This window comes from Streptococcus sp. V728 (genome assembly GCF_052077995.1).
Taxonomy (GTDB): domain Bacteria; phylum Bacillota; class Bacilli; order Lactobacillales; family Streptococcaceae; genus Streptococcus; species Streptococcus infantis_B.
The window spans coordinates 21,270-46,803 of record NZ_JBQJJH010000005.1 but is presented as its reverse complement, the minus strand read 5'-3'; the positions used below and the strand labels follow the sequence as shown (position 1 = coordinate 46,803).

Genomic DNA, 25,534 nt, shown 5'->3' with positions numbered 1-25,534 from the left:
CTTTTTTATCTATAAATGGGAATTTTGATAGATAAAAAGTGATATAATTGAGGTATGGTGTTGTGATGAAAAAATAAGAAATTAAAAAATATTTAGATACAGATTTTGAATTTAATGTAAATGGCTGAGGTGCTTGTTTTTTATCGAGTATATGTGTCGTTGGTTATGATTATGAAGGTCAGCAGTTTGATACAATTGATGAAGCTATGGAAGCTAAAGTTTTTGATGGAAAAAGTTTAGTGGATATATGGGATGAAGTTTTTCTACAAGTATCATAAAATCAAAATATGGACACATTCTTGCAATAGATGATAGAAAGTTATTAAATGATGTTAAATAATGAACTAAACGACTACAACAAACAAGACTCATCCGATGAAATAGATGAACCCATTTTTTCGGAGTCTAATCTTGAAGGGTACAGTGATTTTTACAAAGATAGTGAAGATTCAAAAGTTTGGTGGATTTATAAAATAGGTGTTATAGGAGAGTTTCTGTTCAGCTTTGATAAGAAAAAAATTTATAACCTTTTTCTTGACTATCCTCACAATATGACTGAAGAAGAGGTTAAAATTTTTGATAGCGAGAATCCGTTTTGGACTGACTTTTTCTCTCGGTGATAGAATATGAACTATAGTAGAAAAAACTGTGAACAATTCACACTACAAAAAACTTCGGTATACTATCAATATACCGAAGTTTTATTTTTAGATGTTTAATATTCACGTCTGTAGATCAATGCTTTATTCTAATCCCATCGATACTTTAGAGATGAGCAAGTATGTACCATCCTCTTGTTTGTCAAATGTCAGAGTAACAGACTTGATATTATTGCCTGTTGATACATAAGAAATGACTTTATTTTCACGATCTTTTTTCTTAGTTGTACTTTCTTTAGATGGTTGTCCGTGTTCTTTTATGACATCATCGTAATTTGTACCACCAGCTCCGCGTTGGAGAATATCTCCTTGTTTGAGAGCATCGAATTGTTCTCTAGTCCATGTAAATTCTTCTTCTGATTGATTCGTAGATGCGGCATTTTGAACAGCATTCTTTTGGATTTGATTATAGATAACTTGACTACCTACAGCAAAAACAATAGATACCACAGAAAGAACCGTACCAATAATAGCTAATACTTTTTTATTTTTACGGTTTATGCATAATCCTACAATACCGAGGATAAGTGCAAGAATAGCGATTAAGAATGAAATTTGATTGATACCAGGAATCCAAGAACCAAGGAGTGCAATAGCTCCCAAAATAATAGCTAGAATCCCAAAAATTTTATTTTCCTGTTTCATAACGAAACCTTTCTCAGCTTTTATTGTGAATCAGTATTTGCACATATTTGCTACTCATTTACATACTTTCAAAGGATTTGAAAGCTAGCTGTAACTTTTTTATTATAACATAAGTGTAGAATAGAGAGTGGAATAAGGCATAGTTTGTTACCGATAAATATTTTTAAAAGTCAGTATTTTCAAGGCTTGAGCCCTAAAAATTTGACTTATGGATTCTTAAATGATAGTATAGTCAAAGATAGTCAAAGTTTAAGAAGGAGGTAGCAAGCTATGAAATTTAAAAATACATCGGACCATATTGAAGCCTATATCAAGGCAATTTTAGAACAATCTGGTATCGTAGAATTGCAACGAAGCCAGCTAGCGGATACCTTTCAAGTCGTACCTAGCCAGATTAATTATGTGATTAAAACTCGTTTTACAGAGAGTAGAGGGTATCTAGTTGAGAGTAAGCGAGGAGGTGGGGGCTATATTCGGATTGGCCGAATTGAATTCTCCAACCACCATGAAATGCTCCGCGATTTATTGTATTCAGTAGGTGAAGAAGTTAGCCCAGTCATCTTTGAAGATGTTTTAAAACTTTTACTTGAACAAGAACTCTTGACTCGTCAGGAGATGAATCTGTTAGTTGCAACGGCCTCAGATCGTGTTTTGGGCGAGGAAGCTGATTATATTCGTGCCAATATGCTTCGTCAGATATTGCATGAAGTAGATAGAAAAGGAAAATAAAATTTAATGGAATATTCAAAAGCATTGAGAGAATGTATAGACAGTGCCTTTCTAGTGGCGAGTCGCTTTGGAGCAGACTACCTGGAGTCTTGGCACCTACTGATTGCTATGGCTAATCATAGCTACAGTGTTGCTGGAGCAACTTTGAACGAGTTCCCATATGAAATTGATCGTTTAGAGGAGGTCGCTGTTGAATTAACAGAGACCAACTATAGCCACAAGGAAGATTATCAGGAACTCCCTTTTTCTTATCGTTTAAACGTCTTGATGTTGGAGGCGGAACATGTTGCCTCCGTTGTACATGCAAAAGCATTGGGGACTGAGCACCTTCTCTACGCAATCTTGCATGATGGCAATGCCCTAGCTACTCGCATTTTAGAAAAAGCAGGATTTTCTTATGAAGACCAGAAAGATCAAGTCAAGATTGCTGGACTTCGTCGTAGTCTTGAAGCGCGTGCTGGTTGGACAAAGGAAGATTTGAAGGCTCTACGTCAGCGCCATCGCTCAGTAGCAGATAAGCAAAACTCCATGGCTAATATGATGGGCATGCCTCAAACTCCAAGTGGCGGTTTGGAAGATTACACTCATGATCTCACAGAGCAAGCTCGTTCAGGCAAATTGGAACCAGTTATCGGACGTGATCAAGAAATCTCTCGTATGATTCAAATCTTGAGCCGTAAGACCAAAAACAATCCAGTTCTAGTTGGAGATGCAGGTGTCGGTAAAACAGCTTTGGCACTTGGGCTTGCGCAACGAATTGCTAATGGAGATGTTCCAGCTGAAATGGCTAAGATGCGTGTTCTAGAGCTTGACTTGATGAATGTGGTTGCAGGAACTCGCTTCCGTGGAGATTTTGAAGAACGTATGAACAATATCATCAAAGATATCGAGGAAGATGGCAAGGTCATCCTCTTTATTGATGAGCTTCATACCATTATGGGTTCAGGAAGTGGGATTGACTCGACTTTGGATGCGGCAAATATCCTGAAACCTGCCTTGGCACGTGGAACTCTGAGAACTGTCGGAGCGACTACTCAGGAAGAATACCAAAAACATATCGAAAAAGATGCAGCCCTTTCTCGTCGCTTTGCTAAAGTGATGATTGAGGAGCCGAGCGTAGCTGATAGTATGGCTATCTTACAGGGCTTAAAAGCAACTTATGAGAAGCACCACCATGTCCAAATTACAGACGATGCTGTCGAAACAGCTGTTAAAATGGCGCATCGTTATTTGACAAGTCGTCACTTGCCAGACTCAGCGATTGACCTTTTGGATGAAGCCGCAGCAACTGTCCAAAACAAATCAAAACACGCTAAAAAAGACGAGTCAGGCTTAACAGCAGCTGACAAGGCCTTGATGGATGGCAAATGGAAGCAAGCAGCGCAGCTCATTTCAAAAGAGCAGGAAGCACCTGTTTACAAAGATGTAGTAAAAGAATCTGATATTTTGACAACCTTGAGTCGCTTATCAGGTATTCCAGTTCAAAAATTGACACAAACGGATGCCAAGAAGTATCTCAACCTTGAAGCTGAACTGCATAAACGTGTTATTGGACAGGAACAAGCTGTATCTAGTATCAGTCGTGCCATCCGCCGAAATCAATCAGGTATTCGCAATAACAAACGTCCAATTGGATCCTTTATGTTCTTAGGGCCAACTGGTGTTGGTAAAACTGAATTGGCTAAGGCTTTGGCAGAAGTCCTCTTTGATGACGAATCTGCCCTTATCCGCTTTGACATGAGTGAATACATGGAGAAATTTGCAGCCAGCCGTCTCAACGGAGCTCCTCCAGGTTATGTAGGCTACGAAGAGGGCGGAGAGTTGACCGAGAAGGTTCGTAACAAACCTTACTCAGTCTTGCTCTTTGACGAGGTAGAAAAGGCTCACCCAGACATCTTTAATGTGCTCTTGCAGGTCTTGGATGATGGTGTCTTGACGGACAGTAAAGGCCGTAAGGTTGATTTTTCAAATACCATCATTATCATGACGTCAAACCTTGGTGCGACAGCTCTTCGTGATGACAAGACAGTCGGTTTTGGAGCTAAGGATATTCGTTTTGACCAGGAAAATATGGAAAAACGAATGTTTGAAGAGTTGAAAAAAACTTACCGCCCAGAGTTTATCAACCGTATTGATGAAAAAGTGGTTTTCCATAGCTTGTCAAGTCAAGATATGCAGGAAGTGGTTAAGATTATGGTCAAACCATTGATTTCAAGTCTGGCAGAAAAAGGGATAGACTTGAAACTTCAAGCATCTGCTCTTAAACTTCTAGCTCAGAAGGGACATGATCCAGAGATGGGAGCTCGTCCACTTCGCAGAACTTTGCAAACAGAAGTAGAAGATAAACTAGCAGAGCTCCTTCTCACAGGTGAACTGAAAGAAGGTAAGACACTTAAGATTGGCGTCAAAGCTGGTCAATTGAAATTTGACATTGTATAAAAACAAGAACTAGGATACTCCAGTTACAGTAGAGAGAAACCCTTCATTGCCATCAATGCAGAAAGGAAGTAGAAGATGATGAATCAAACTATTCCAACCGGGATGACAGAAAAAGAGTACTTTGAAGTTCATGCTAGTCAAGCTGAATTCTTAGACTGGTACCACAAGCAAGCACTCCCTCAGTACGAAAAACCAAGCGTGACTGTGGATATGGTAGCCTATTGCTTTGTAGAAGGGAAAATGAAACTCTTTCTGATTCGTCGAAAGGCCCACCCTTTTCAAAATTGCTTAGCGCTAGTTGGTGGTTTTATGGATAAAGGGGAAGACGCTACCCATGCTTGTCAGCGTGAGGTAAAAGAAGAAATTAATCTTGAGCTTCCACTGGATAAGATTGAGCAGCTAGTGACAGTATCTACTCCTGGTCGTGATCCCAGAGGTTGGACAGTTACCATTGCCCACTTGGTTTACCTACCTAGTCGAGCTCTTGACTTAGTCCAGGCAGGAGATGATGCAAAAGAAGTCGTTCTTGTAGATGTTGATTTTCACACAGGCAGGTGTTATTTGGATGGAAAAGAACTGGAAGAGAAGGACTTTGCATTTGACCACTTATCCATTATTCAAATATCCATCCAGAAGATTCAAAAAGCTATCGACTATGACCCTCGTTTCCTTTATCTACTAGAGGATGAGTTCACAGTGGATGACGGCCTAGCCCTCATTGAGACTCTATGCCCAGGGAAATCAGATACGAGTGAGAGTTTCTTAGAGAAATATGGTCATAGCTTAGAGGAAGTTGGCTTTAAACGGATTCCTCAGAAGGAAGTCATCACTATTTATCGATTAAAATAACAAAGTGAGGTCGGGATTTTATCCCGACCTCTTTTTGTTATTATGTTTTGTTTAAGGATGTTTATCTTTTTTAGGATTACTCATGGTTCGAATGAATAAATCTTTGTATTTATATTTTAAATAGTGTTCATGTAAGTACATTAGAGCCACATAGACAATCATGAAAATAGCGGTTAAGTAGAACAAATCAAATGTTGTCTGAGCGTAATGAGTAGCAACCCCATAAGAAGAGAAAGCACCAATAATCATCCAAGGAAGATATTTGTAATATTTGCTTGACATAGGCCTACACCTCCAATATCCTATTTCAATTTTATTATAGCCCTTCAAGAAAAATGCAAGCGATTACACTTTTAAAATATAGCATTTCAGTAGAAAGAATCTTCTTTTTTGAATTCTTTACGAATAGTAGAGATAGGAGGGGTGAAAGCAAACAAAAAGTATCAATAAATTTGCTAAAAAACTTATATAAATAGTTGACAAAAACCAGTACAAATATTACACAACGTTTCAAAAGGATTACAGGAGGGGAATATTATGAAAACAAAAAACTCAATTCGATTACTTGCAGTTGCCGTATTGGCTTCAACTCTGATATTAGGAGCTTGTGGTAATAAGAAAGAGAACACTGCGAGTGATAGTTCTAGTAAGACAACACAAGCATCTTCTAGTTCTAAGGCAAGTTCTTCAAGTAAAGATAACAAGACTCAGAAGTCATCAACTTCATCAGAAAACACTAAGTCGTCATCTTCTGATCAGTCGACGTCTACTCCTAATCAATCGCAAGCAACAACGGCACCAGAAACAAAGCAGAGCCAAGAATCTTCTGCTAAGCAAGCCCCTTCTCAATCCCCATCCAATCAACAAGGAACACAAGTAAAACCGAATCAGTCAACTTATGATTCAGCAACTGATCGCAAACTTCAAGACAAGCAGGCAGAACATAACAAACGTTATAAAGGTGTCTTGACTATGGTGGACAAAGATTTTTCAGCTGCAGCTGGGAATTGGAAGGGTGCGAATGGTGAAACTATCACTGTCTCATCAGGCGGTCAATTTACAGTAGAATCTGCTGATGGTAAGAAAGAAAACTATTCTATCCAAAGCTATTCTTATACTCTTGATGATGGGAAATACAATGCTGAAGTAGGTGGTGGAAAAGTCATCCAAATTACAACAGGTGCAGATGGTGCGGTATCTAGTGTTATTCTGCTTCAACCATAAAAAGCTGTCTCAAATCTTGTCTAGACTTAGATTTATAAAAGAGTAGTTCAACTGTTTTTCACTTAATTTCTCTAATAGAAGTGGTATAATAAATGAATCAAAAGGGAATGAGTGATAAATCAATGGCGGATAAATTAATTTTACCTCAAAATACACGACTCATGGGAGTGTTTCTTGGATTTATAGGTGGTTCTTTGGATGTGTTCTGTCACATCCAGTACCATAGTTTGGTGGCGACACAGACTGGGAACATTCTCCTACTGATATCAGATTGGCACGACTCGAATGTCCTCAATACCATGTTGCGATTCTGCTCCATTATTTTCTTTTCCCTAGGATTTGTTTTTGCCTTACACATGAAAGAATATCGCAAAACAGCCTATTGGCGGGTTAAGATGTTGCTTCCCTTATTTATTGGAACTCTTCTTTTGCCCTTCTTTTCTCGATTTCCTTTACTAGAAGTACCTTTTATTGCTTTTGGAACAGGTATGATGATGCTAACATTTACGGGTAGTTTGATTGAAGATCATCCCTATGTCATTTTTATGACCTCTGGAAATTACCGAAAGATGTTGACTGCTTTGTATCGCATCGTTAGAGGAGAGGGAGATGTTCAAGAATATCGTCGCCAAGCCTTGAACTATGGAATTGTTGTAGGGAGTTTTGTTTTGGGGGCAGTTAGTTTGGCTGTATCGATGCATTTTTTCCATGAATGGTCTATTTGGATTGTCAGCTTCAATTTGTTTTTGATTATGTCCTACTATATAGCTAGAGTGAAGCAACTAGATTTGCAAGATGAAAATATATAAAAAGGCAAGGCTCTTTTTGAGCTTCGCCTTTTTTGTGAGATAGAAGATTATGCTTTCTCTAACTGTAAGAGAGTTTCAATCTCTGCTAGAGTACTTGCTTGTGAAATAGCGCCACGGAGTTTAGCAGCTCCAGATGTTCCACGGAGATAGTGAGGAGCTAGTCCACGGAATTCACGGACAGCAACCTTTTCTCCCTTGAGATCAATCAAGCGTTTCAAGTGTTCATAAGCGATTTTCATTTTATCTTCGAAGGTCAAATCAGGAAGGATTTCTCCCGTTTCGAAGTAATGATTGATTTGATTGAAGAGATAAGGATTACCCATAGCAGCTCGACCAATCATGACGGCATCAGCACCGACTTCTTCGATGCGTTGTTTGGCATCTTGGACAGTGCGGATGTCACCATTAGCGATAAATGGAATCTTAGTCAGAGCTTGTGCAACCTTATGAAGAGTCTCAAGGTCCGCATGGCCAGTATACATTTGCTCGCGTGTACGACCGTGCATGGCAAGGGCAGAAACACCTGCAGCTTCAGCGGCAAGGGCATTTTCTACTGCTAGGGATGGGTCAGACCAGCCTGTACGCATTTTGACAGTGAGAGGGATATCAAGGACTGATTGAACCTTGTTAATGATAGAATAGATCTTGTCTGGGTCCTTAAGCCACATAGCACCAGCCTCGTTTTTTACGATTTTATTAACTGGGCAGCCCATGTTGATATCGACGATATCGGTCTTAGTATTTTCCTGGATGAATTCTGCTGCGCGTGCTAGGCTATCTTCGTCACTTCCAAAGAGCTGGATCGATACTGGGTTTTCCCCTTCATCGATGTGGAGCATATGTAGGGTCTTTTCATTGTTGTATTGGATCCCTTTGTCAGAGACCATTTCCATAACAACAAGTCCGGCCCCGAGTTCTTTTGCAATAGTGCGGAAGGCAGAGTTGGTTACTCCTGCCATGGGTGCTAAAACAGTACGATTGGGAATCTCAACATTACCAATCAAAAAAGGTGTATTAAGATTTGTCACGAATGAGTCCCTCCAGATCGTTTTCATCAAAATGATAAGTAGTTTGACAGAATTGACAAGTAATCTCAGCCCCGTGATCTTCATCCTTCATTTCCTGCAAATCTGAACTTGGAAGACTGGCAAGAGCATCCATAAAGCGTTCTTTACTGCAGTCGCATTGGAAACGAATTTCTTCTTCAGACAGGCGTTTGTATGGTTCGTTACCGTAGATATCCTTGATAAGGGCTTCGATATGGTCGTCGCTTTCTAGAAGAGTCGAAATGGCTGGCATTTCTTGGATGCGTTTTTCAAAACGGGCGATTTCTTCTTCCTTGGCATTTGGCAATACTTGTAGCAAGAAGCCGCCTGCAACCTTAACCTTATCGTCTTCGTCTAAAAGGACATTAAGCCCTACAGCTGAAGGGGTTTGTTGGCTTTCTGCCAAGTAGAAAGCTAGGTCTTCACCGATTTCTCCAGAAATAAGAGGGGTCATGGAATTGTATGGATTTCCAGTACCGTAGTCTGTGATCACTAGGAATTGTCCATTGCCGACAAAAGGTCCCACTAGTACTTCACCAGTTGAAGTTTTTTTAATATCCACACCAGGGTTTTGTACATAACCTTTGACATTTCCCTTAGTATCTGCAACGGTGATGATGGCTCCGAGTGAGCTAGTTCCGAGGACTTTGACAGTAATTTTGGTATTTCCCTTTTCGTTGGCAGCGAGAATTTGACTGGCAATGAGGGTACGGCCAAGTGCGACCGTGGAGCTAGCTTGTGTATGATGTTTTTCTTGAGCAGTGCGGACGGTTTCAGTGCTGTCTAGTACATAAGCACGAAAAGATCCACTTTCTGATATTGTTTTAATAATTTTATCCATAACAACTATTTTAGCATAAAAATGCCCAAAGCGGGAGCCGTGTGTTTGCTAGTCTTTCAAATTGTTTGATTTATAATTTGCTGCTATTAGGATGTCATAAGATTTAGATTTTCAAAGGATGTTTTTATCAAGATTTTGCCTTGTCTTAAAATAAGCTAAAATCAACTTCTAAAAAATGGTAAACAGTTGAAAACAAAGGGAATAAAGTGGTAAAATGGGAACGAGATAAAATAGTAATTGTATTTTTGCAAAAAATTGATGAAAATTTACAGAAAAGAAATCAATCATGAATAAAAAGAAATCATACTATGTTTTTTTAGGGCAAACTGTCCTGTATTTTATTGTTTTGCTGGGTTTACTTTATTTCTTTAGTTATTTAGGGCAAAGTCAGGGAAGCTTTATTTACAATGAATTTTAGTTTAAGGAGAGAGCGTCGTGTCTAATAAGCCGATTAGAGATATGATTGAAAGAATTGAGCATTTTGCTCAAACTCAGCCCAATTTTCCGGTCTATAATGTCCTTGGTGAGGAACATACCTATGGTGATTTGAAAGCCGATTCTGATAGCCTGGCTGCAGTCATTGATCAGCTAGGAATACCTGAAAAATCTCCTGTTGTGGTCTTTGGTGGACAAGAATATGAAATGTTAGCAACTTTTGTGGCCTTGACAAAATCTGGTCATGCCTATATCCCAATTGATAGCCATTCTGCCTTGGAGCGAGTGTCTGCTATTCTTGAAGTAGCAGAGCCTAGCTTGATTATGACCATCAATGAATTTCCATTGAAAAACCCAGCTGCTCCAATCATGTCCTTGGAGCAAGTGCGTGAAGCTTATGCAGCTCAGCATGCCTATGACTTGCAACATCCGGTCAAAGGGGATGATAACTACTACATCATCTTTACCTCAGGGACAACTGGGAAACCAAAAGGGGTGCAAATTTCGCACGACAACTTGCTCAGCTTTACCAACTGGATGATTACGGACAAGGAATTTGCAACGCCAGAGCGTCCGCAAATGTTGGCACAACCGCCCTATTCCTTTGACTTGTCTGTCATGTACTGGGCACCGACCTTGGCTCTTGGAGGAACCCTTTTTGCTCTCCCATCAGCCATCACTCAAGACTTCAAACAACTCTTTGCGACGATTTTTTCTCTTCCGATTGCTATCTGGACTTCAACACCATCTTTTGCAGATATGGCCATGTTGTCTGATGATTTCAATGCTGAAAAGATGCCAGGCATCACCCATTTCTACTTTGATGGGGAAGAGTTGACTGTTAAAACCGCTCAGAAATTGCGCGAGCGTTTCCCAAATGCACGCATCATCAATGCCTACGGCCCAACGGAAGCAACCGTTGCTTTGTCGGCAGTAGCAATCACAGATGAGATGTTAGCGATTTTGAAACGTCTGCCAATCGGTTATACCAAAGAAGATTCTCCAACCTTTATCATTGATGAGGAAGGGAACAAATTGCCAAATGGAGAGCAAGGAGAAATCATCGTATCTGGTCCAGCCGTTTCAAAAGGTTATATGAATAATCCAGAGAAAACAGCAGAAGCCTTCTTCGAATTTGAAGGTCTTCCAGCCTACCATACGGGAGATGTCGGAACCATGACAGATGAAGGTCTCCTTCTCTACGGTGGACGGATGGACTTCCAAATCAAGTTTAATGGTTATCGTATTGAGCTAGAGGATGTTTCTCAAAACTTAAACAAATCGAAGTATATTGACTCAGCAGTCGCAGTACCGCGTTATAATAAAGATCACAAGGTCCAAAATCTCTTGGCCTATGTCATCTTAAAAGAGGGCGTCAAAGAACAATTTGAGCGCGAAATTGATATCACGAAAGCCATCAAAGAAGACTTGAAAGATATCATGATGTCTTACATGATGCCGTCTAAGTTCCTTTATAGACAAGATTTGCCACTAACTCCAAATGGAAAAATCGATATCAAAGGGTTGATTAGCGAGGTAAACAATAGATGATGGATTTCCTAAAACAGCTACCTCATATTGAGCCTTATGGGAATCCACAGTACTTTTTGTACGTAATTACGGCTACCTTGCCAATCTTTATCGGACTTTTTTTCAAAAAACGTTTTGTCTGGTATGAAATATTGGTTAGTTTGTTCTTTATCGTTACTATATTGACGGGGGGCAAGACTAATCAAATAGCTGCCTTAGGAATTTATCTGATATGGCAAATATTACTGGTACTTTTTTACAAGCAGTATCGAAAAGTCCGAGATGGCAAATGGATTTTCTACTTAGTGAGTCTATTATCGTTACTTCCCATCATTTTTGTGAAAGTGCAACCGGCTATTAACGGCACACAGTCTTTATTAGGATTTATTGGTATTTCCTATTTGACTTTTCGTTCGGTGGGAATCATTATTGAACTCAGAGATGGGGTCATTAAGGAATTGAAGTTGTGGGAGTATTTACGTTTTCTCCTTTTTATGCCGACATTTTCAAGTGGTCCTATTGATCGTTTCAAGCGTTTTAATGAAAATTATAAGACGATTCCAGAACGTGATGAGTTGATGGACATGCTAGCTGAGTCAGTTCGATATATCATGTTGGGGTTTCTGTATAAATTTATCCTAGCTCATATTTTAGGTGAAATCTTATTACCTCCGCTAAAAAATCTAGCTTTGCAGACAGGTGGTCTCTTTAACTATTATGTGGTCGCAGTCATGTATACCTTTGGTTTGGAGCTTTTCTTTGATTTTGCGGGTTATTCTCTGTTTGCTTTGGCGATTTCAAATCTGATGGGAATTCGTAGTCCAATCAACTTCAACAAACCTTTCTTGTCGAGAGATTTGAAAGAGTTTTGGAATCGTTGGCACATGAGTTTATCTTTCTGGTTCCGTGACTTTGTCTTCATGCGTATGGTTATGTTGATGACGAGAAAGAGATTGTTTAAGAATCGAAATATGACTTCAAGTGTTGCTTATATCCTGAACATGCTCCTTATGGGGTTCTGGCATGGGCTAACTTGGTTTTACATTGCCTACGGACTCTTTCATGGACTAGGCTTAGTCATTAATGATGCCTGGGGTCGGAAGAAAAAAACGCTCAATAAGGAACGTAAGAAAGCAGGGCGACCTCCATTGCTTGAGAATCGTTGGGCTCAGTTACTTGGCATGGTGATAACCTTCCATGTCGTGATGATTTCATTCTTAATCTTTTCTGGATTTTTGAATGATTTATGGTTTAAAAAATAAATGGAATTAAAAAATAGAAGGAATTAAAAAATGGATATCAAATCAGAAGTTATTGAAATTATAGATGAGTTGTTCATGGAAGATGTTTCTGGCATGATGGATGAAGATCTCTTTGATGCGGGTGTCTTGGACAGCATGGGAACAGTTGAATTGATTGTAGAAATTGAAAATCGCTTTGATATCCGTGTTCCGGTTACAGAATTTGGTCGTGATGATTGGAATACAGCCAATAAAATCGTAGCAGGGATTACGGAGTTAAAGAATGCTTAAACGTCTGTGGTTAATTTTTGGGCCACTCCTTGTTGCTGCTTTATTGCTTCTTCTACTTATCCTTTTTTATCCTGGTAGCAAAAGTCACAATCTTATGGAGGAAAAATACTCTGCAGCCTCAATAAGTGCAGAAAGCTTTAAGGAGAGAAGTCAAAAAGTGAGAGCTCTTACAGACCCTGACATGCGTTTTATCCCTTTCTTTGGGTCCAGTGAGTGGAATCGCTTTGATAATATGCACCCGGCGGTACTAGCTGAAAAGTATAATCGTTCTTATCGCCCTTACTTTCTGGGGCAGGCAGGAGCAGCGTCTCTTAGCCAGTATTTTGGGATGCAACAAATCACATCTGAACTTGAGAATAAACAAGCGGTATTTGTAATCTCTCCACAATGGTTTACAAAAGAGGATCATGACCCGACTATTTTCCAAACTTACTTTAATAATGATCAACTAACTGCTTTTTTGGAAAATCAATCTGGAGATGCTGCCTCTCAGTTTGCTGCCAACAGACTTTTGAAACAAAATCCAGGAATCTCTCTGAAAGGGATTGTTGAAAAGTTGGCTAAGAATGAACAGTTGTCAGACCTCGACCATTCAATAATTACAGCTTCTGCTGAATTCAATGAAAAGCAAGCAGCCCTTTTTGAGCAATTCTCCATTCGAGGGCGATTAAGTTACAAAGATCACGTTGAAAAATATTTGGGTACTCTCCCAGATCAATTTTCATATGAAGAATTGGAAGCTATCGCTCGAAAAGAGGGTGAAGAAAATACGACCAATAATGATTTGGGTGTGGAAAACCATTTTTACAATACTCAGCTAAAGAAGGATCTGAAAAAGTGGGAAGGCTCTCAAAAGAATTTTAACTTTCTAAAATCGCCTGAGTACAATGATCTACAGTTAGTACTCGATCAATTTGCCAAGTCTAAGGTCAATGTGATTTTTGTTTTTCAACCTGTCAATAAAAAATGGATGGATTATACAGGCTTGAGTGAAGAAATGTATCAACACACTGTCGAAAAAATTCGATACCAATTGGAAAGTCAAGGGTTCACCAACATCGCTGACTTTTCAAAAGATGGTGATGAACCATACTTTGTCAAGGATACGATTCATATCGGTTGGTTAGGTTGGTTGGCGTTTGACAAGGTTGTAAATCCTTTTTTGAGCAATCCAACAACAGCACCTAATTACCAAATGAATAATCGATTCTTCAGCCAGGATTGGGCAAATTACGATGGGAACATCAAAGATTTTCAATAAATAGCAACAGAGCCTGAACCTTGGTTTGGGCTTTTTGTAATCAATGAATTTTGGCTAAAGGTTGGTGTAGAAGTGAAGTTTCCTTTTGAATGAAGGAAGTAAACAGTCTGTAGAGAAAATGAAAACATATCAGATCTTTTCATCTTTTTTCTTGACTTTTAACCGGGATGTGATATACTTAACTGGTAAAGGAACGAAGTAAAAATCTTGTATTTTAAAGTAATTCTGTTCTGAGAAAGGAGAGAATCATGAGACAATTGGCGAAGGATATTGATCAATTTTTAAATGAGATTATCCTAAAAGCTGAAAACCAGCATGAAATTTTGATTGGTCATTGCACGAGTGAAGTTGCTTTGACAAATACCCAGGAGCATATTCTCATGCTCTTGTCAGAAGAATCATTAACCAATTCTGAGTTAGCTCGACGTCTCAATGTCAGTCAAGCTGCTGTCACTAAGGCTATCAAATCCTTGATTAAAGAGGGGATGCTTGAAACCTCTAAGGATCCCAAGGATGCTCGAGTGATTTTTTATCGATTGACAGATTTGGCTCGACCTATCGCAGAAGAACACCATCACCATCATGAACATACCCTCTCGACCTATGAGCAGGTCGCGACTCAGTTCGCGCCAGATGAACAAGAAATTATCCAGCGGTTTTTAACTGCTTTAGTAGGAGAAATCAAGTAATGAGATACATCACAGTAGAGGATTTATCCTTCTATTATGACAAGGAACCTGTGCTTGAACATATCAATTACAGTGTTGATAGTGGGGAGTTTGTCACCCTAACTGGAGAAAATGGAGCAGCTAAGACAACGCTAATCAAGGCTAGTCTGGGTATTTTGCAACCAAGATTTGGCAAAGTTACCATTTCAAAGACCAACACTCGTGGGACAAAACTAAGAATTGCCTATCTTCCTCAGCAGATTGCAAGTTTCAATGCAGGCTTTCCAAGTACTGTTTATGAATTTGTCAAATCAGGTCGTTATCCTAGAAAGGGTTGGTTCCGTCGTCTTAACGCCCATGATGAAGAACACATCAAGGCTAGTTTAAACTCGGTTGGTATGTGGGAGCATCGGGACAAACGCATTGGTTCCCTTTCTGGTGGTCAAAAGCAAAGGGCTGTCATCGCACGTATGTTTGCTTCAGATCCCGATATCTTTATCTTGGATGAGCCAACGACAGGGATGGATGCGGGAACCAAGGATGAATTTTATAAGCTCATGCACCATAGTGCTCACCATCATGGCAAGGCTGTTTTGATGATTACACACGATCCTGAAGAAGTCAAGGACTACGCAGATCGTAATATTCACCTGGTCCGAGACCAAGATTCGCCATGGCGTTGCTTCAATGTCCATGAAAGTGACCAGGAGGTGGAGCATGCTTAATCTATTGTCTTATGATTTTATGCAGCGGGCCTTTTTGGCTGTTATCGCTATGAGCCTCTTTTCACCAGTACTTGGGACCTTCCTCATCTTGCGTCGTCAAAGTCTCATGAGTGATACATTGAGTCACGTATCGCTATCAGGTGTGGCCTTTGGTTTGGTTTTAGGGATTTCTCCGACCATCTCGACGATTGCCATTGTCTTGATTGCGGCGGTCTTTCTTGAATATCTCCGTACGGTTTACAAGAGCTTTATGGAGATTGGAACAGCCATCCTCATGTCAACAGGTCTTGCGGTTTCACTCATTGTTATGAGTAAGGGTAAGAGCTCTAGCTCGATGAGTTTGGACCAATATCTGTTTGGTTCTATTGTGACCATCAGTCAAGAACAGGTAATTGGACTCTTTGTCATTGCAGCAGTTGTTTTAATTCTGACCTTCCTCTTTTTGAGACCCATGTACATCTTAACTTTTGACGAGGATACAGCTTTTGTAGATGGCCTTCCAGTGCGTACTATGTCCATTCTCTTTAACATGGTAACGGGTGTGTCCATTGCACTCATGATTCCAGCCGCAGGAGCACTTTTGGTATCAACTATCATGGTCTTGCCAGCTAGTATCGCTTTACGTCTAGGGAAGAACTTTAGTTCGGTGATGATTCTTGCCAGCGTTATTGGTTTTCTAGGTATGGTAGCAGGGCTTTATATATCCTATTATGCAGAGACACCGCCGAGTGCAAGTATTACCCTTATCTTTGTAGTTGTCTTTTTGTTAGTCAGCTTACTCAAACGTTTTATCAAATAGGAGAAGAAAATGAAAAAACTAGGCCTACTTTTGGCAAGTCTTGTAACACTATTCTTAGTCGCTTGTTCCAATCAAAAACAAGCAGACGGAAAATTAAATATTGTCACAACTTTCTACCCTGTCTACGAATTTACCAAGCAAGTGGCAGGGGATACAGCCAATGTCGAACTCTTAATCGGGGCTGGAACAGAGCCACATGACTATGAACCATCACCTAAGGCAGTCGCTAAAATCCAAGATGCTGATGCCTTTGTTTATGAGAATGAAAATATGGAAACTTGGGTTCCTAAGCTTTTAGAATCTCTAGATGCAAAAAAAGTAAAAACAATCAAGGCGACTGGAGATATGTTGCTTCTTCCAGGAAGTGAAGAAGAGGAGGACCATGACCATGGTGAAGAAGGCCATCATCACGAGTATGACCCTCATGTATGGTTGTCTCCTGCGCGTGCAATCAAACTTGTAGAACATATCCGTGATAGTCTTTCAGATGACTATCCAGATAAGAAGGCGACTTTTGAGCAAAATGCAGCAGCCTATATCGAAAAACTACAAGCCTTGGACAAGGCCTATACTGAAGGGCTTTCTAATGCTAAACAAAAGAGTTTTGTGACCCAACACGCTGCCTTCCGTTATCTAGCCTTGGATTACGGACTCAATCAAGTTTCTATTTCAGGTCTTTCACCAGATGCGGAGCCTTCAGCAAGCCGTTTAGCAGAATTGACCGAGTACATCAAGAAAAATAAAATCTCTTATATCTACTTTGAAGAAAATGCTTCTCAAGCCCTAGCGAATACCCTCTCAAAAGAAACAGGAGTGAAGTTAGATGTTCTGAATCCTCTTGAAAGCTTGACCGAAGAGGACATGAAGGCTGGAGAAAACTATATCTCTGTCATGGAGAAAAATCTCAAGTCTCTCAAGCAGACAACTGATCAGGCAGGAGCAGAGATTGAACCAGAAAAGGCCGAGGAAACTAAAACCGTTCAAAATGGCTACTTTGAGGATGCAGATGTTAAGGACCGTACTTTGAGTGACTATGCTGGCAACTGGCAGTCTGTCTATCCTTTCCTTGAGGATGGGACTCTTGACCAAGTCTTTGACTACAAGGCTAAATTGACTGGTAAGATGACCAAGGATGAGTATAAGGCCTACTATCAAAAGGGTTACCAAACAGATGTGACCAAGATTAACATCACGGATAATACTATGGAATTCATCCAAGGTGGTCAAAGTAAGAAATACACTTACAAGTATGTCGGCAAGAAAATCTTGACTTATAAGAAAGGCAATCGTGGAGTACGCTTCCTCTTTGAAGCGACAGATGCGGATGCTGGACAATTTAAGTATGTTCAGTTTAGCGACCATAATATTGCTCCAGTCAAGGCAGAGCATTTCCATATCTTCTTTGGAGGCACTAGCCAAGAAGCCCTCTTTGAAGAGATGGACAACTGGCCAACTTACTATCCAGATGGCTTATCAGGTCAAGAGATTGCCCAAGAAATGTTGGCTCATTAAATCCAAACAATCCTTCCTACATGGGGAGGATTTTTCTTGTTTTATCAGGGTTGAGCATCTGGATTGACATTGGCTGAGAGGGGAGTATAATAGGTGTAATAAAAATAGTTACAACAAAGAGAGGTTTTCTATGGTATACGAGTATAATAGTCGCATTCATTTGGCTGAGGTGGCTTTAAATGTTAGAGATTTAGCAGGTCAGACTGCTTTTTATCACCAATTACTTGGTTTGGAAATATTACATCAATCGGAAGAGGAGGTCATCTTAGGTGCGGGAGAAAAACCGCTTGTGAAGCTTATTCAAACAGAAAATACAGGCAATCTTAAGCAGAGCTACGGACTTTATCATATGGCCTTGCTCTTACCGAGCCGAGAAGACTTGGCTAATGTTTTTAAACACTTGTTAGATTTAAAGATCCCACTAGTTGGTGGAGCTGATCATGGCTATAGTGAGGCTATCTATCTAGAAGACCTGGAGGGTAATGGCATAGAACTCTATAGCGACAAGCCAGTGGCGGAGTGGGATATTCGTGAGGATGGCCGTATTATTGGTGTGACAGAAGAACTCTCTGCCCAAGATATCTACCAACTAGGAAAAGAAATAGAGCCTTTTGCAATCGCAAGTGGGACTCGTATGGGCCATGTTCATCTATCCGTTAAGAATAGTCGTGAATCTAGTGCATTCTACCAAGAGTCTCTTGATCTTGAGGATAAATTCACGATTCCACACGCCAGTTGGATAGCATCAGGCGACTATCATCATCATTTGGCTGTCAATGAATGGGGAGGTAAAAACTTGGCTCCTCGTGAGCAAGGAATGCCAGGACTAGCCTACTATGTGGTTGAAGTTGAGAATAAAGAGTTTTTGGTCAATTTGTTTACGCAAGCACAGGATAGGCAAGGGCAACTTCAATGGATTTCCTCTTCGGAATTCTCCGTTACAGACAAAGACGGTATCGTTACGCGAGTTAGAGTGGGGGACTAGAAGTCTTTACCTTTAAGATAAGTGCTCCTTTTGACAAAGGTCTGTATTAGAGATATAATGTAGAAAAATCGTTTAAGGATAAAGACATGACAAATTCAAAATACATTACACGCCTCAAACGCTCAGAGGGTCAATTGCGAGGTATTCAAAAGATGATGGAGGAAGAGCGTGATTGTGTCGATATCATTACTCAATTAACAGCAGTGCGATCCAGTGTTGATCGTATTATTGAACTGATGATAACGGAGAATTTAACATCTTGTATTAACGACCCTTTAGAGGATCCTCAAGCACAGAAGGAAAGATTGGAAAAGGCGGTTAAATACTTGATTAAACGCAAGTAATAAAAAACATACGTTTCTCTTAAATAGTGAACAAATGATTAAAAGAGCAGTTGGTTTTCTTGAAATTAGACCAACTGCTCTTTTTGAATTTTATTTATTAAATATCACCTGGCCAGGCATTCATGCCACCTTCTACATTGGTAACGGTGAGGCCTTGGGCGCTGAGAAATTGACAGGCAGAGGCAGAACGTACACCTCCTTGACAGATGACATGGTATTCATGGTCAGGTTTGAGTTCTTTGTAGCCTTGCTCCAAGGTACTTAACGGAAGATTTTTGGCACCTGGTGCATGTCCTGCTTGGAATTCATGTACTTCACGGACATCGATAAGATCTAGATTTTCATTTTGATATTTTTCATAAAAGTCAGCCATGCTGATATTAGTTAGCATATTTTACTCCTTCTGGATTCGCCATTTTGTATAGTGAATAAGCGCCGTCAAGGTTTTGGACGGTAAATCCTGCTTGCTTGAGGATACGCTCTGCGATATAGCTGCGTAAACCACTGTGGCAGCTAACGATGTAGGCTTGGTTCTTGTCTAGTTCATCCAAGCGTTCCCGTAGTTCGTTTAGGGGGATGTGGATGGTGTCAACCTTAAGTCGACCACTTTGGAATTCGCCACTTGTCCGTACATCAAGAAATTTCTTACCCTTAGCCAGTTCGTCTTCGAGCTGGTACCATTGAACGTTGTCGCTGAGACCTTCGATAAGGTTCAAGGCTGCGTAACCCAGTATATTGACGGGATCCTTGGCAGAACCAAATGGTGGCGCATAGGTAAACTCTAACTCTGGTAAGTCAAAGATGGTGAGATTTCCCTTGATAGCAGTTGCTAGGATATCGATTCGTTTGTCAACACCTTTCTTCCCAACTCCTTGGGCACCATAGATTTTTCCAGTGTTTGGGTCAAAGAGGAGCTTCAAGGTCATATCAGTAGCGCCAGGATAATAACCAGCGTGGTCTTTACCGCTGACATGAAGTGCCTTGTAAGGAAGTTGATTCACGGTAAGGATACGCTCGCTGAGACCAGTCGAAGCAGCTGTCATATCAAAGGCACGAACGATCGCAGTGCCGATACTGCCTTTGTTTGTACGACCAAGTCCTGCGATGACGTCCGCCACTTGGCGTCCTTGACGATTGGCAGGAGAAGCGAGTGAGATGAGAGCGTCTTGGCCCGTAATCACTTGCTTGACGACGATGGCATCCCCAACTGCAAAAATATCTTTTTGGCTGGTTTCGTAATGTTCATCGACCAGGATCCCGCCACGAAGTCCCAGTTCAATCCCCGCAGCTTTAGCCAGACTATTTTCAGGTTCAACACCGACAGAAAGGATGGTAAGGTCAGAAGTGATTTTTTGACCGTTTTCGAGAACGATGATTTTTCCTTGGTCTTCAAATCGAGTCGCAGACTGAGAAGTGATAACGTGAACGCCGTTTTTAACCAATTCTGTTTGGACAAAGGCTGCCATTTCTTGATCTAATGGTGGCAAGACATGAGGTGCTTTCTCCACAATAGTAACCTGCAACCCACGTTTTGCCAGGTTTTCAGCCATTTCAAGCCCGATAAAACCTGCACCGATGACGACAGCTTCCTTTGGATGCTTGTCCAAGGCGGCCATAATTTCATCGAGATCAGGAACATTTCGGAGTGCGTAAGCATTCTTAGCTTCTGCCAAGCCATCAATGGCAGGAACAAATGGCTTAGCTCCTGGAGAGAGAATCAACTTATCGTAGCCTTCTGTGAATTCCTGTCCATCATGGCGGACAGTCACAGTATGCTCTGCTGGGGAAATGCTGATGACCTCATGGAAAGGTCGTACATCCAGATTAAACCGTGCCTTGAGACTTTCAGGGGTTTGGACTAACAAATCTTCCCGTTTAGAAATTTCTCCTGAAACATAGTAAGGAAGTCCGCAGTTTGCAAAGGAAACAAAGGGACCTTTCTCAAAAATAGTGATTTCAGCGTCTTCTATGAGACGTCTGAGACGGGTTGCTGCTGACATCCCGCCTGCGACTCCCCCGACAATGATAATTTTCATTGATTTTCTCCTTTATGCTTCTAGATGACCTTACCTGTCCAAGCGCTCATACCGCCTCGGACATTGATGACATCGTAGCCTTTTTTCTTTAACTTCTTCGCAGCTAGTTTGCTGCGCACACCAGAATGACAAATGACATAGAGTGTTTCTTTTGTCGTTGGTGTATAAGATCCGATATCGGATAGAGGGACATTCTTGGCATTTTTGATATGACCTCTATGGAATTCCGTAGGCGTCCGAACATCCAGTAGCTGAATCGGTTCTCTGAGTTTAGCTTCTAACTCGCTGGTAGAAATACTGTCAATTTTTGTAAATAAATGAAACATAGGCACCTCCGATATACCCTTATGGGGTATATTAAACCACTAAGCAACGCTTTTGTCAAGCAAGTTGAATTGATTAGTATTGTTTCTTTTTCAGTATACAAGATGCTATCTTACAAACTAAAGAGTTGGTTGGTAGGTTAATGAATAGAACCTGTTCTATTTATTCAACAACTAGTTGTCTAGAAAATAACCTTTTCTGAAAGCAAGCTACAACTATACTAAAGCAAGAAAAATCCTTCAAAGGACTTGAAAAATTAGAGAAAATCGGGTATAATATGAGTAATCATTTGTCGTAGGTTTTGTCTGAAATATTGTCCGGGCAAGGCTCACAGCAGTTAAATCTCCTGAAAAAAGTCGGATTTAACTGCTCTTTTTGTGCTTTTTTTCGGGATTTTTTGCATCTGTAACAGAGATTTAAAGATTCTGAAAATTAGTCGAGAAGGATAAGTTGATAGGGGTTTTAGGACCATTTAACGATAATTATTAGCTTAGACAACTAAGCTTGGAACTTTATTTACAAAGGAGAATCATCTTGGCAGGACATGACGTTCAATACGGGAAACATCGTACCCGTCGTAGTTTTTCAAGAATTAAAGAAGTTCTTGACTTACCAAATTTGATTGAAATTCAAACTGATTCATTCAAAGATTTCCTAGACCATAGTCTGAAGGAAGTGTTTGAAGATGTATTGCCAATTTCAAACTTTACTGACACTATGGAGTTAGAGTTTGTTGGCTACGAAATCAAAGAACCAAAATACACGCTTGAAGAAGCTCGTATCCATGATGCAAGTTACTCAGCACCAATCTTTGTAACTTTCCGCTTGATTAACAAAGAAACTGGCGAAATCAAAACTCAAGAAGTTTTCTTTGGTGATTTCCCAATCATGACTGAGATGGGTACTTTCATCATCAACGGTGGTGAACGTATCATCGTATCACAGTTGGTGCGCTCACCAGGTGTTTACTTTAATGACAAGGTAGATAAAAACGGCAAAGTAGGTTACGGTTCAACAGTTATCCCTAACCGTGGAGCTTGGTTGGAACTTGAGAGTGACTCAAAAGACATCGCCTACACTCGTATCGACCGTACGCGTAAAATTCCATTTACGACCTTGGTTCGTGCGCTTGGTTTCTCAGGTGATGACGAAATCTTTGATATCTTTGGTGACAGCGAATTGGTTCGTAACACTGTTGAAAAAGATATCCATAAAAATCCAATGGACTCTCGTACAGACGAGGCTTTGAAAGAAATTTATGAACGCCTTCGTCCAGGTGAACCAAAAACTGCTGAGAGCTCACGTACCTTGCTTGTAGCTCGTTTCTTCGACCCACGTCGTTATGACTTGGCAGCTGTTGGACGCTACAAGATCAACAAGAAACTCAATATCAAAAACCGTTTGTTGAATCAAACAATTGCTGAACCATTGGTAGACCCAGAAACTGGTGAAATCTTGGTTGAAAAAGGGACTGTCATGACTCGCGATGTCATCGAAAGCATCGAAGGTCACTTGGATGGTGATTTGAACAAGATTGTCTACACTCCAAATGACTCAGCGGTATTGACAGAACCAGTCGTACTCCAAAAATTCAAGCTTGTAGCACCAACTGATCCAGATCGTGTTGTAACAATCATCGGTAATGCAAATCCAGGTGATAAAGTTCGAACTATCACACCAGCAGACATCCTTGCTGAAATGAGCTATTTCCTCAACTTGGCTGAAGGTATCGGTCGTGTCGATGATATTGACCATCTCGGAAACCGTCGTATCCGTGCCGTTGGTGAATTGCTTGCCAACCAAGTACGTCTTGGACTTTCACGTATGGAACGTAACGTTCGTGAACGTATGTCTGTTCAAGATAACGAAGTGTTAACACCTCAACAAATCATTAATATCCGTCCAGTAACTGCTGCAATCAAAGAATTCTTTGGTTCATCTCAATTGTCACAGTTCATGGATCAACACAACCCACTTTCTGAGTTGTCACACAAACGTCGTTTATCTGCCTTAGGACCTGGTGGTTTGACACGTGACCGCGCTGGATATGAAGTGCGTGACGTGCACTACACTCACTATGGTCGTATGTGTCCGATTGAAACGCCTGAAGGACCCAACATCGGTTTGATCAACAACTTGTCTTCATATGGACACTTGAACAAGTATGGTTTCATTCAAACACCATACCGCAAGGTTGATCGTGCGACTGGTAAAGTAACCAACGAAATCGTTTGGTTGACTGCCGATGAAGAAGATGAGTACACAGTTGCTCAGGCTAACTCTAAATTGAATGCTGATGGAACTTTCGCAGAAAAAGTTGTCATGGGACGTCACCAAGGGGTTAACCAAGAATATCCAGCATCAAGTGTTGATTATATGGATGTTTCTCCAAAACAGGTAGTTGCCGTTGCGACAGCATGTATTCCTTTCTTGGAAAACGATGACTCCAACCGTGCCCTCATGGGTGCTAACATGCAACGTCAGGCTGTGCCTTTGATTGATCCAAAAGCACCATTTGTTGGTACTGGTATGGAATATCAAGCAGCTCACGACTCTGGAGCGGCTGTTATCGCTCAATACGATGGTAAAGTTACCTATGCAGATGCAGATAAGGTAGAAGTTCGTCGTGAAGACGGTTCGCTTGATGTTTACCATATCCAAAAATTCCGTCGTTCAAACTCAGGTACTGCCTACAACCAACGCACCCTTGTAAAAGTTGGTGATGTCGTTGAAAAAGGCGACTTTATCGCTGATGGACCTTCTATGGAAAAAGGTGAAATGGCGCTTGGACAAAACCCAATCGTTGCCTACATGACATGGGAAGGTTACAACTTCGAGGATGCCGTTATTATGAGCGAACGCTTGGTCAAAGATGATGTCTACACATCTGTCCACCTTGAAGAATACGAATCAGAAACTCGCGATACAAAGCTTGGCCCTGAAGAAATCACTCGTGAAATTCCAAACGTTGGTGAAGATGCCCTTAAAGACCTTGACGAAATGGGGATTATCCGTATCGGTGCTGAGGTTAAAGAAGGAGATATCCTTGTAGGTAAAGTAACACCTAAGGGTGAAAAAGACCTTTCTGCTGAAGAACGCCTCTTGCACGCTATCTTCGGAGACAAATCTCGTGAAGTTCGTGATACTTCTCTTCGTGTACCACACGGTGCCGACGGTGTTGTTCGTGATGTTAAAATCTTTACACGTGCAAATGGTGATGAATTGCAATCTGGTGTTAATATGCTGGTTCGCGTATATATCGCTCAAAAACGTAAGATTAAGGTCGGAGATAAGATGGCCGGACGTCACGGAAACAAAGGGGTTGTCTCTCGTATCGTTCCTGTAGAAGACATGCCTTACCTTCCAGATGGAACTCCAGTCGATATCATGTTGAACCCACTTGGGGTGCCATCGCGTATGAATATCGGTCAGGTTATGGAGCTTCACCTAGGTATGGCTGCTCGTACTCTTGGTATCCACATCGCAACACCAGTCTTTGACGGAGCAAGTTCTGAAGATCTTTGGGACACTGTCAAAGAAGCAGGTATGGATAGTGATGCTAAGACAATTCTTTACGATGGACGTACAGGTGAGCCATTCGATAACCGTGTGTCAGTCGGTGTCATGTACATGATCAAACTTCACCACATGGTTGATGATAAATTGCACGCACGTTCAGTCGGGCCATACTCAACCGTTACACAACAACCACTTGGAGGTAAAGCTCAGTTTGGTGGACAACGTTTCGGTGAGATGGAGGTTTGGGCACTTGAAGCCTATGGTGCATCAAATGTCCTTCAAGAAATCTTGACCTACAAGTCTGACGATATCAACGGACGTTTGAAAGCTTATGAAGCTATTACAAAAGGAAAACCAATTCCAAAACCAGGTGTTCCAGAATCGTTCCGAGTTCTTGTAAAAGAATTGCAATCTCTTGGTCTTGACATGCGTGTCCTTGACGAAGATGATCAAGAAGTGGAACTTCGTGACCTCGATGAAGTGGAAGACGATGATGTCATCCACGTAGATGACCTTGAAAAAGCCCGCGAAAGAGCAGCTCAAGAGGCAAAAGCAGCCTTTGAAGCTGAAGAAAATGCAAAAGCGGAAGCAACAGAAGAAGCTGCTGAGCAAGAATAAGCAGT

General features: G+C 40.8%; 25 protein-coding genes. 18 read left to right on the top strand and 7 right to left on the bottom strand.

Annotation, left to right across the window (positions count from 1 at the left end; all coding sequences use genetic code 11):
• Nucleotides 1-326: 326 nt before the first annotated feature.
• A complete protein-coding gene (locus tag ACTO1Y_RS08295; protein ID WP_303941940.1) occupies nt 327-620 on the top strand; it encodes a DUF7675 family protein in 294 nt (97 codons plus the stop codon).
• A gap of 123 nt (nt 621-743) precedes the next feature.
• On the opposite strand, the gene ACTO1Y_RS08290 is transcribed toward ACTO1Y_RS08295, so the two are convergent.
• Nucleotides 744-1,304: a hypothetical protein gene (locus ACTO1Y_RS08290; RefSeq protein ID WP_006150958.1), complete on the bottom strand. Its 561-nt coding sequence runs from the start codon at nt 1,302-1,304 to the stop codon at nt 744-746.
• Nucleotides 1,305-1,574: 270 nt separating this feature from the next.
• On the opposite strand from ACTO1Y_RS08290, the gene ACTO1Y_RS08285 reads away from it, so the two are divergent.
• From ACTO1Y_RS08285 to ACTO1Y_RS08275, 3 genes are all read left to right on the top strand, one after another.
• Entirely contained in the window at nt 1,575-2,033 is a 459-nt protein-coding gene (locus tag ACTO1Y_RS08285; RefSeq protein ID WP_006150983.1) for a CtsR family transcriptional regulator, read from the top strand.
• A gap of 6 nt (nt 2,034-2,039) precedes the next feature.
• On the top strand, nt 2,040-4,472 hold the full coding sequence (locus ACTO1Y_RS08280) for an ATP-dependent Clp protease ATP-binding subunit (RefSeq protein WP_441348904.1): 2,433 nt from the start codon (nt 2,040-2,042) through the stop codon (nt 4,470-4,472).
• 75 nt (nt 4,473-4,547) lie between these two features.
• Nucleotides 4,548-5,321, top strand: coding sequence for an NUDIX domain-containing protein (locus tag ACTO1Y_RS08275; RefSeq protein WP_441348903.1), 774 nt, complete (start codon nt 4,548-4,550; stop codon nt 5,319-5,321).
• Between the two features lie 51 nt (nt 5,322-5,372).
• Here ACTO1Y_RS08275 and ACTO1Y_RS08270 read toward each other — a convergent pair whose 3' ends face one another.
• Nucleotides 5,373-5,603 carry a hypothetical protein gene (locus ACTO1Y_RS08270; RefSeq protein WP_441348902.1) on the bottom strand — a complete coding sequence of 77 codons (231 nt, stop codon included), beginning with the start codon at nt 5,601-5,603 and terminating at the stop codon, nt 5,373-5,375.
• 255 nt (nt 5,604-5,858) lie between these two features.
• Between ACTO1Y_RS08270 and ACTO1Y_RS08265 the strand changes: the two genes are divergently transcribed.
• Nucleotides 5,859-6,545: a hypothetical protein gene (locus ACTO1Y_RS08265; RefSeq protein WP_441348901.1), complete on the top strand. Its 687-nt coding sequence runs from the start codon at nt 5,859-5,861 to the stop codon at nt 6,543-6,545.
• A 122-nt stretch (nt 6,546-6,667) separates the two neighbouring features.
• Nucleotides 6,668-7,354, top strand: coding sequence for a YoaK family protein (locus tag ACTO1Y_RS08260; RefSeq protein ID WP_441348909.1), 687 nt, complete (start codon nt 6,668-6,670; stop codon nt 7,352-7,354).
• A 47-nt stretch (nt 7,355-7,401) separates the two neighbouring features.
• On the opposite strand, the gene dusB is transcribed toward ACTO1Y_RS08260, so the two are convergent.
• Nucleotides 7,402-8,382 (bottom strand): tRNA dihydrouridine synthase DusB, encoded by a 981-nt coding sequence (dusB, locus tag ACTO1Y_RS08255; protein ID WP_441348900.1) that lies wholly within the window; start codon nt 8,380-8,382, stop codon nt 7,402-7,404.
• On the bottom strand, nt 8,369-9,241 hold the full coding sequence (gene hslO, locus ACTO1Y_RS08250) for an Hsp33 family molecular chaperone HslO (protein ID WP_441348899.1): 873 nt from the start codon (nt 9,239-9,241) through the stop codon (nt 8,369-8,371). The genes dusB and hslO overlap by 14 nt, the downstream gene beginning before the upstream one ends.
• 286 nt (nt 9,242-9,527) lie before the next feature.
• Here hslO and ACTO1Y_RS08245 point away from each other — a divergent pair, with 286 nt between their 5' ends.
• The 11 genes from ACTO1Y_RS08245 (at nt 9,528) to ACTO1Y_RS08195 (ending at nt 19,032) form a co-directional block, all read left to right on the top strand.
• A complete protein-coding gene (locus ACTO1Y_RS08245; protein WP_006150987.1) occupies nt 9,528-9,659 on the top strand; it encodes a teichoic acid D-Ala incorporation-associated protein DltX in 132 nt (43 codons plus the stop codon).
• Nucleotides 9,660-9,676: 17 nt separating this feature from the next.
• Complete coding sequence (gene dltA / locus ACTO1Y_RS08240; RefSeq protein ID WP_441348898.1) at nt 9,677-11,227, top strand: D-alanine--poly(phosphoribitol) ligase subunit DltA; 1,551 nt, start codon at nt 9,677-9,679, stop codon at nt 11,225-11,227.
• Nucleotides 11,224-12,468 carry a D-alanyl-lipoteichoic acid biosynthesis protein DltB gene (gene dltB, locus ACTO1Y_RS08235; RefSeq protein WP_441348897.1) on the top strand — a complete coding sequence of 415 codons (1,245 nt, stop codon included), beginning with the start codon at nt 11,224-11,226 and terminating at the stop codon, nt 12,466-12,468. Before dltA ends, dltB begins: the two co-directional genes overlap by 4 nt.
• A 30-nt stretch (nt 12,469-12,498) precedes the next feature.
• Nucleotides 12,499-12,738 carry a D-alanine--poly(phosphoribitol) ligase subunit DltC gene (dltC, locus tag ACTO1Y_RS08230; RefSeq protein ID WP_006153996.1) on the top strand — a complete coding sequence of 80 codons (240 nt, stop codon included), beginning with the start codon at nt 12,499-12,501 and terminating at the stop codon, nt 12,736-12,738.
• The gene (gene dltD, locus ACTO1Y_RS08225; RefSeq protein WP_441348896.1) at nt 12,731-13,999 is read left to right on the top strand and encodes a D-alanyl-lipoteichoic acid biosynthesis protein DltD; all 1,269 of its coding nucleotides are present in this window, start codon (nt 12,731-12,733) and stop codon (nt 13,997-13,999) included. The genes dltC and dltD overlap by 8 nt, the downstream gene beginning before the upstream one ends.
• A gap of 248 nt (nt 14,000-14,247) precedes the next feature.
• Nucleotides 14,248-14,688, top strand: coding sequence for a zinc-dependent transcriptional regulator AdcR (adcR, locus tag ACTO1Y_RS08220; protein WP_441348895.1), 441 nt, complete (start codon nt 14,248-14,250; stop codon nt 14,686-14,688).
• On the top strand, nt 14,688-15,392 hold the full coding sequence (locus ACTO1Y_RS08215) for a metal ABC transporter ATP-binding protein (RefSeq protein ID WP_441348894.1): 705 nt from the start codon (nt 14,688-14,690) through the stop codon (nt 15,390-15,392). Before adcR ends, ACTO1Y_RS08215 begins: the two co-directional genes overlap by 1 nt.
• Complete coding sequence (locus ACTO1Y_RS08210; protein ID WP_006150990.1) at nt 15,385-16,191, top strand: metal ABC transporter permease; 807 nt, start codon at nt 15,385-15,387, stop codon at nt 16,189-16,191. The genes ACTO1Y_RS08215 and ACTO1Y_RS08210 overlap by 8 nt, the downstream gene beginning before the upstream one ends.
• Before the next feature lie 9 nt (nt 16,192-16,200).
• The gene (locus ACTO1Y_RS08205) at nt 16,201-17,703 is read left to right on the top strand and encodes a zinc ABC transporter substrate-binding protein AdcA (RefSeq protein ID WP_441348893.1); all 1,503 of its coding nucleotides are present in this window, start codon (nt 16,201-16,203) and stop codon (nt 17,701-17,703) included.
• 130 nt (nt 17,704-17,833) lie between these two features.
• Nucleotides 17,834-18,688 carry a VOC family protein gene (locus ACTO1Y_RS08200; protein WP_441348892.1) on the top strand — a complete coding sequence of 285 codons (855 nt, stop codon included), beginning with the start codon at nt 17,834-17,836 and terminating at the stop codon, nt 18,686-18,688.
• Nucleotides 18,689-18,774: 86 nt separating this feature from the next.
• Nucleotides 18,775-19,032, top strand: a complete 258-nt coding sequence (locus ACTO1Y_RS08195; RefSeq protein ID WP_006150993.1) for a metal-sensitive transcriptional regulator — start codon at nt 18,775-18,777, stop codon at nt 19,030-19,032.
• A 97-nt stretch (nt 19,033-19,129) separates the two neighbouring features.
• Here the strand turns inward: ACTO1Y_RS08195 and ACTO1Y_RS08190 are convergent, their stop codons facing one another.
• From ACTO1Y_RS08190 to ACTO1Y_RS08180, 3 genes are read right to left on the bottom strand one after another with little or no spacing between them, the layout of a single operon-like run.
• Nucleotides 19,130-19,423, bottom strand: a complete 294-nt coding sequence (locus ACTO1Y_RS08190; protein WP_441348891.1) for a rhodanese-like domain-containing protein — start codon at nt 19,421-19,423, stop codon at nt 19,130-19,132.
• Nucleotides 19,413-21,068: an FAD-dependent oxidoreductase gene (locus ACTO1Y_RS08185; RefSeq protein ID WP_441348890.1), complete on the bottom strand. Its 1,656-nt coding sequence runs from the start codon at nt 21,066-21,068 to the stop codon at nt 19,413-19,415. The genes ACTO1Y_RS08190 and ACTO1Y_RS08185 overlap by 11 nt, the downstream gene beginning before the upstream one ends.
• Before the next feature lie 20 nt (nt 21,069-21,088).
• Entirely contained in the window at nt 21,089-21,394 is a 306-nt protein-coding gene (locus ACTO1Y_RS08180; protein ID WP_441348889.1) for a rhodanese-like domain-containing protein, read from the bottom strand.
• 532 nt (nt 21,395-21,926) lie between these two features.
• Here ACTO1Y_RS08180 and rpoB point away from each other — a divergent pair.
• Entirely contained in the window at nt 21,927-25,529 is a 3,603-nt protein-coding gene (gene rpoB / locus ACTO1Y_RS08175) for a DNA-directed RNA polymerase subunit beta (RefSeq protein WP_441348888.1), read from the top strand.
• Nucleotides 25,530-25,534: the final 5 nt, after the last annotated feature.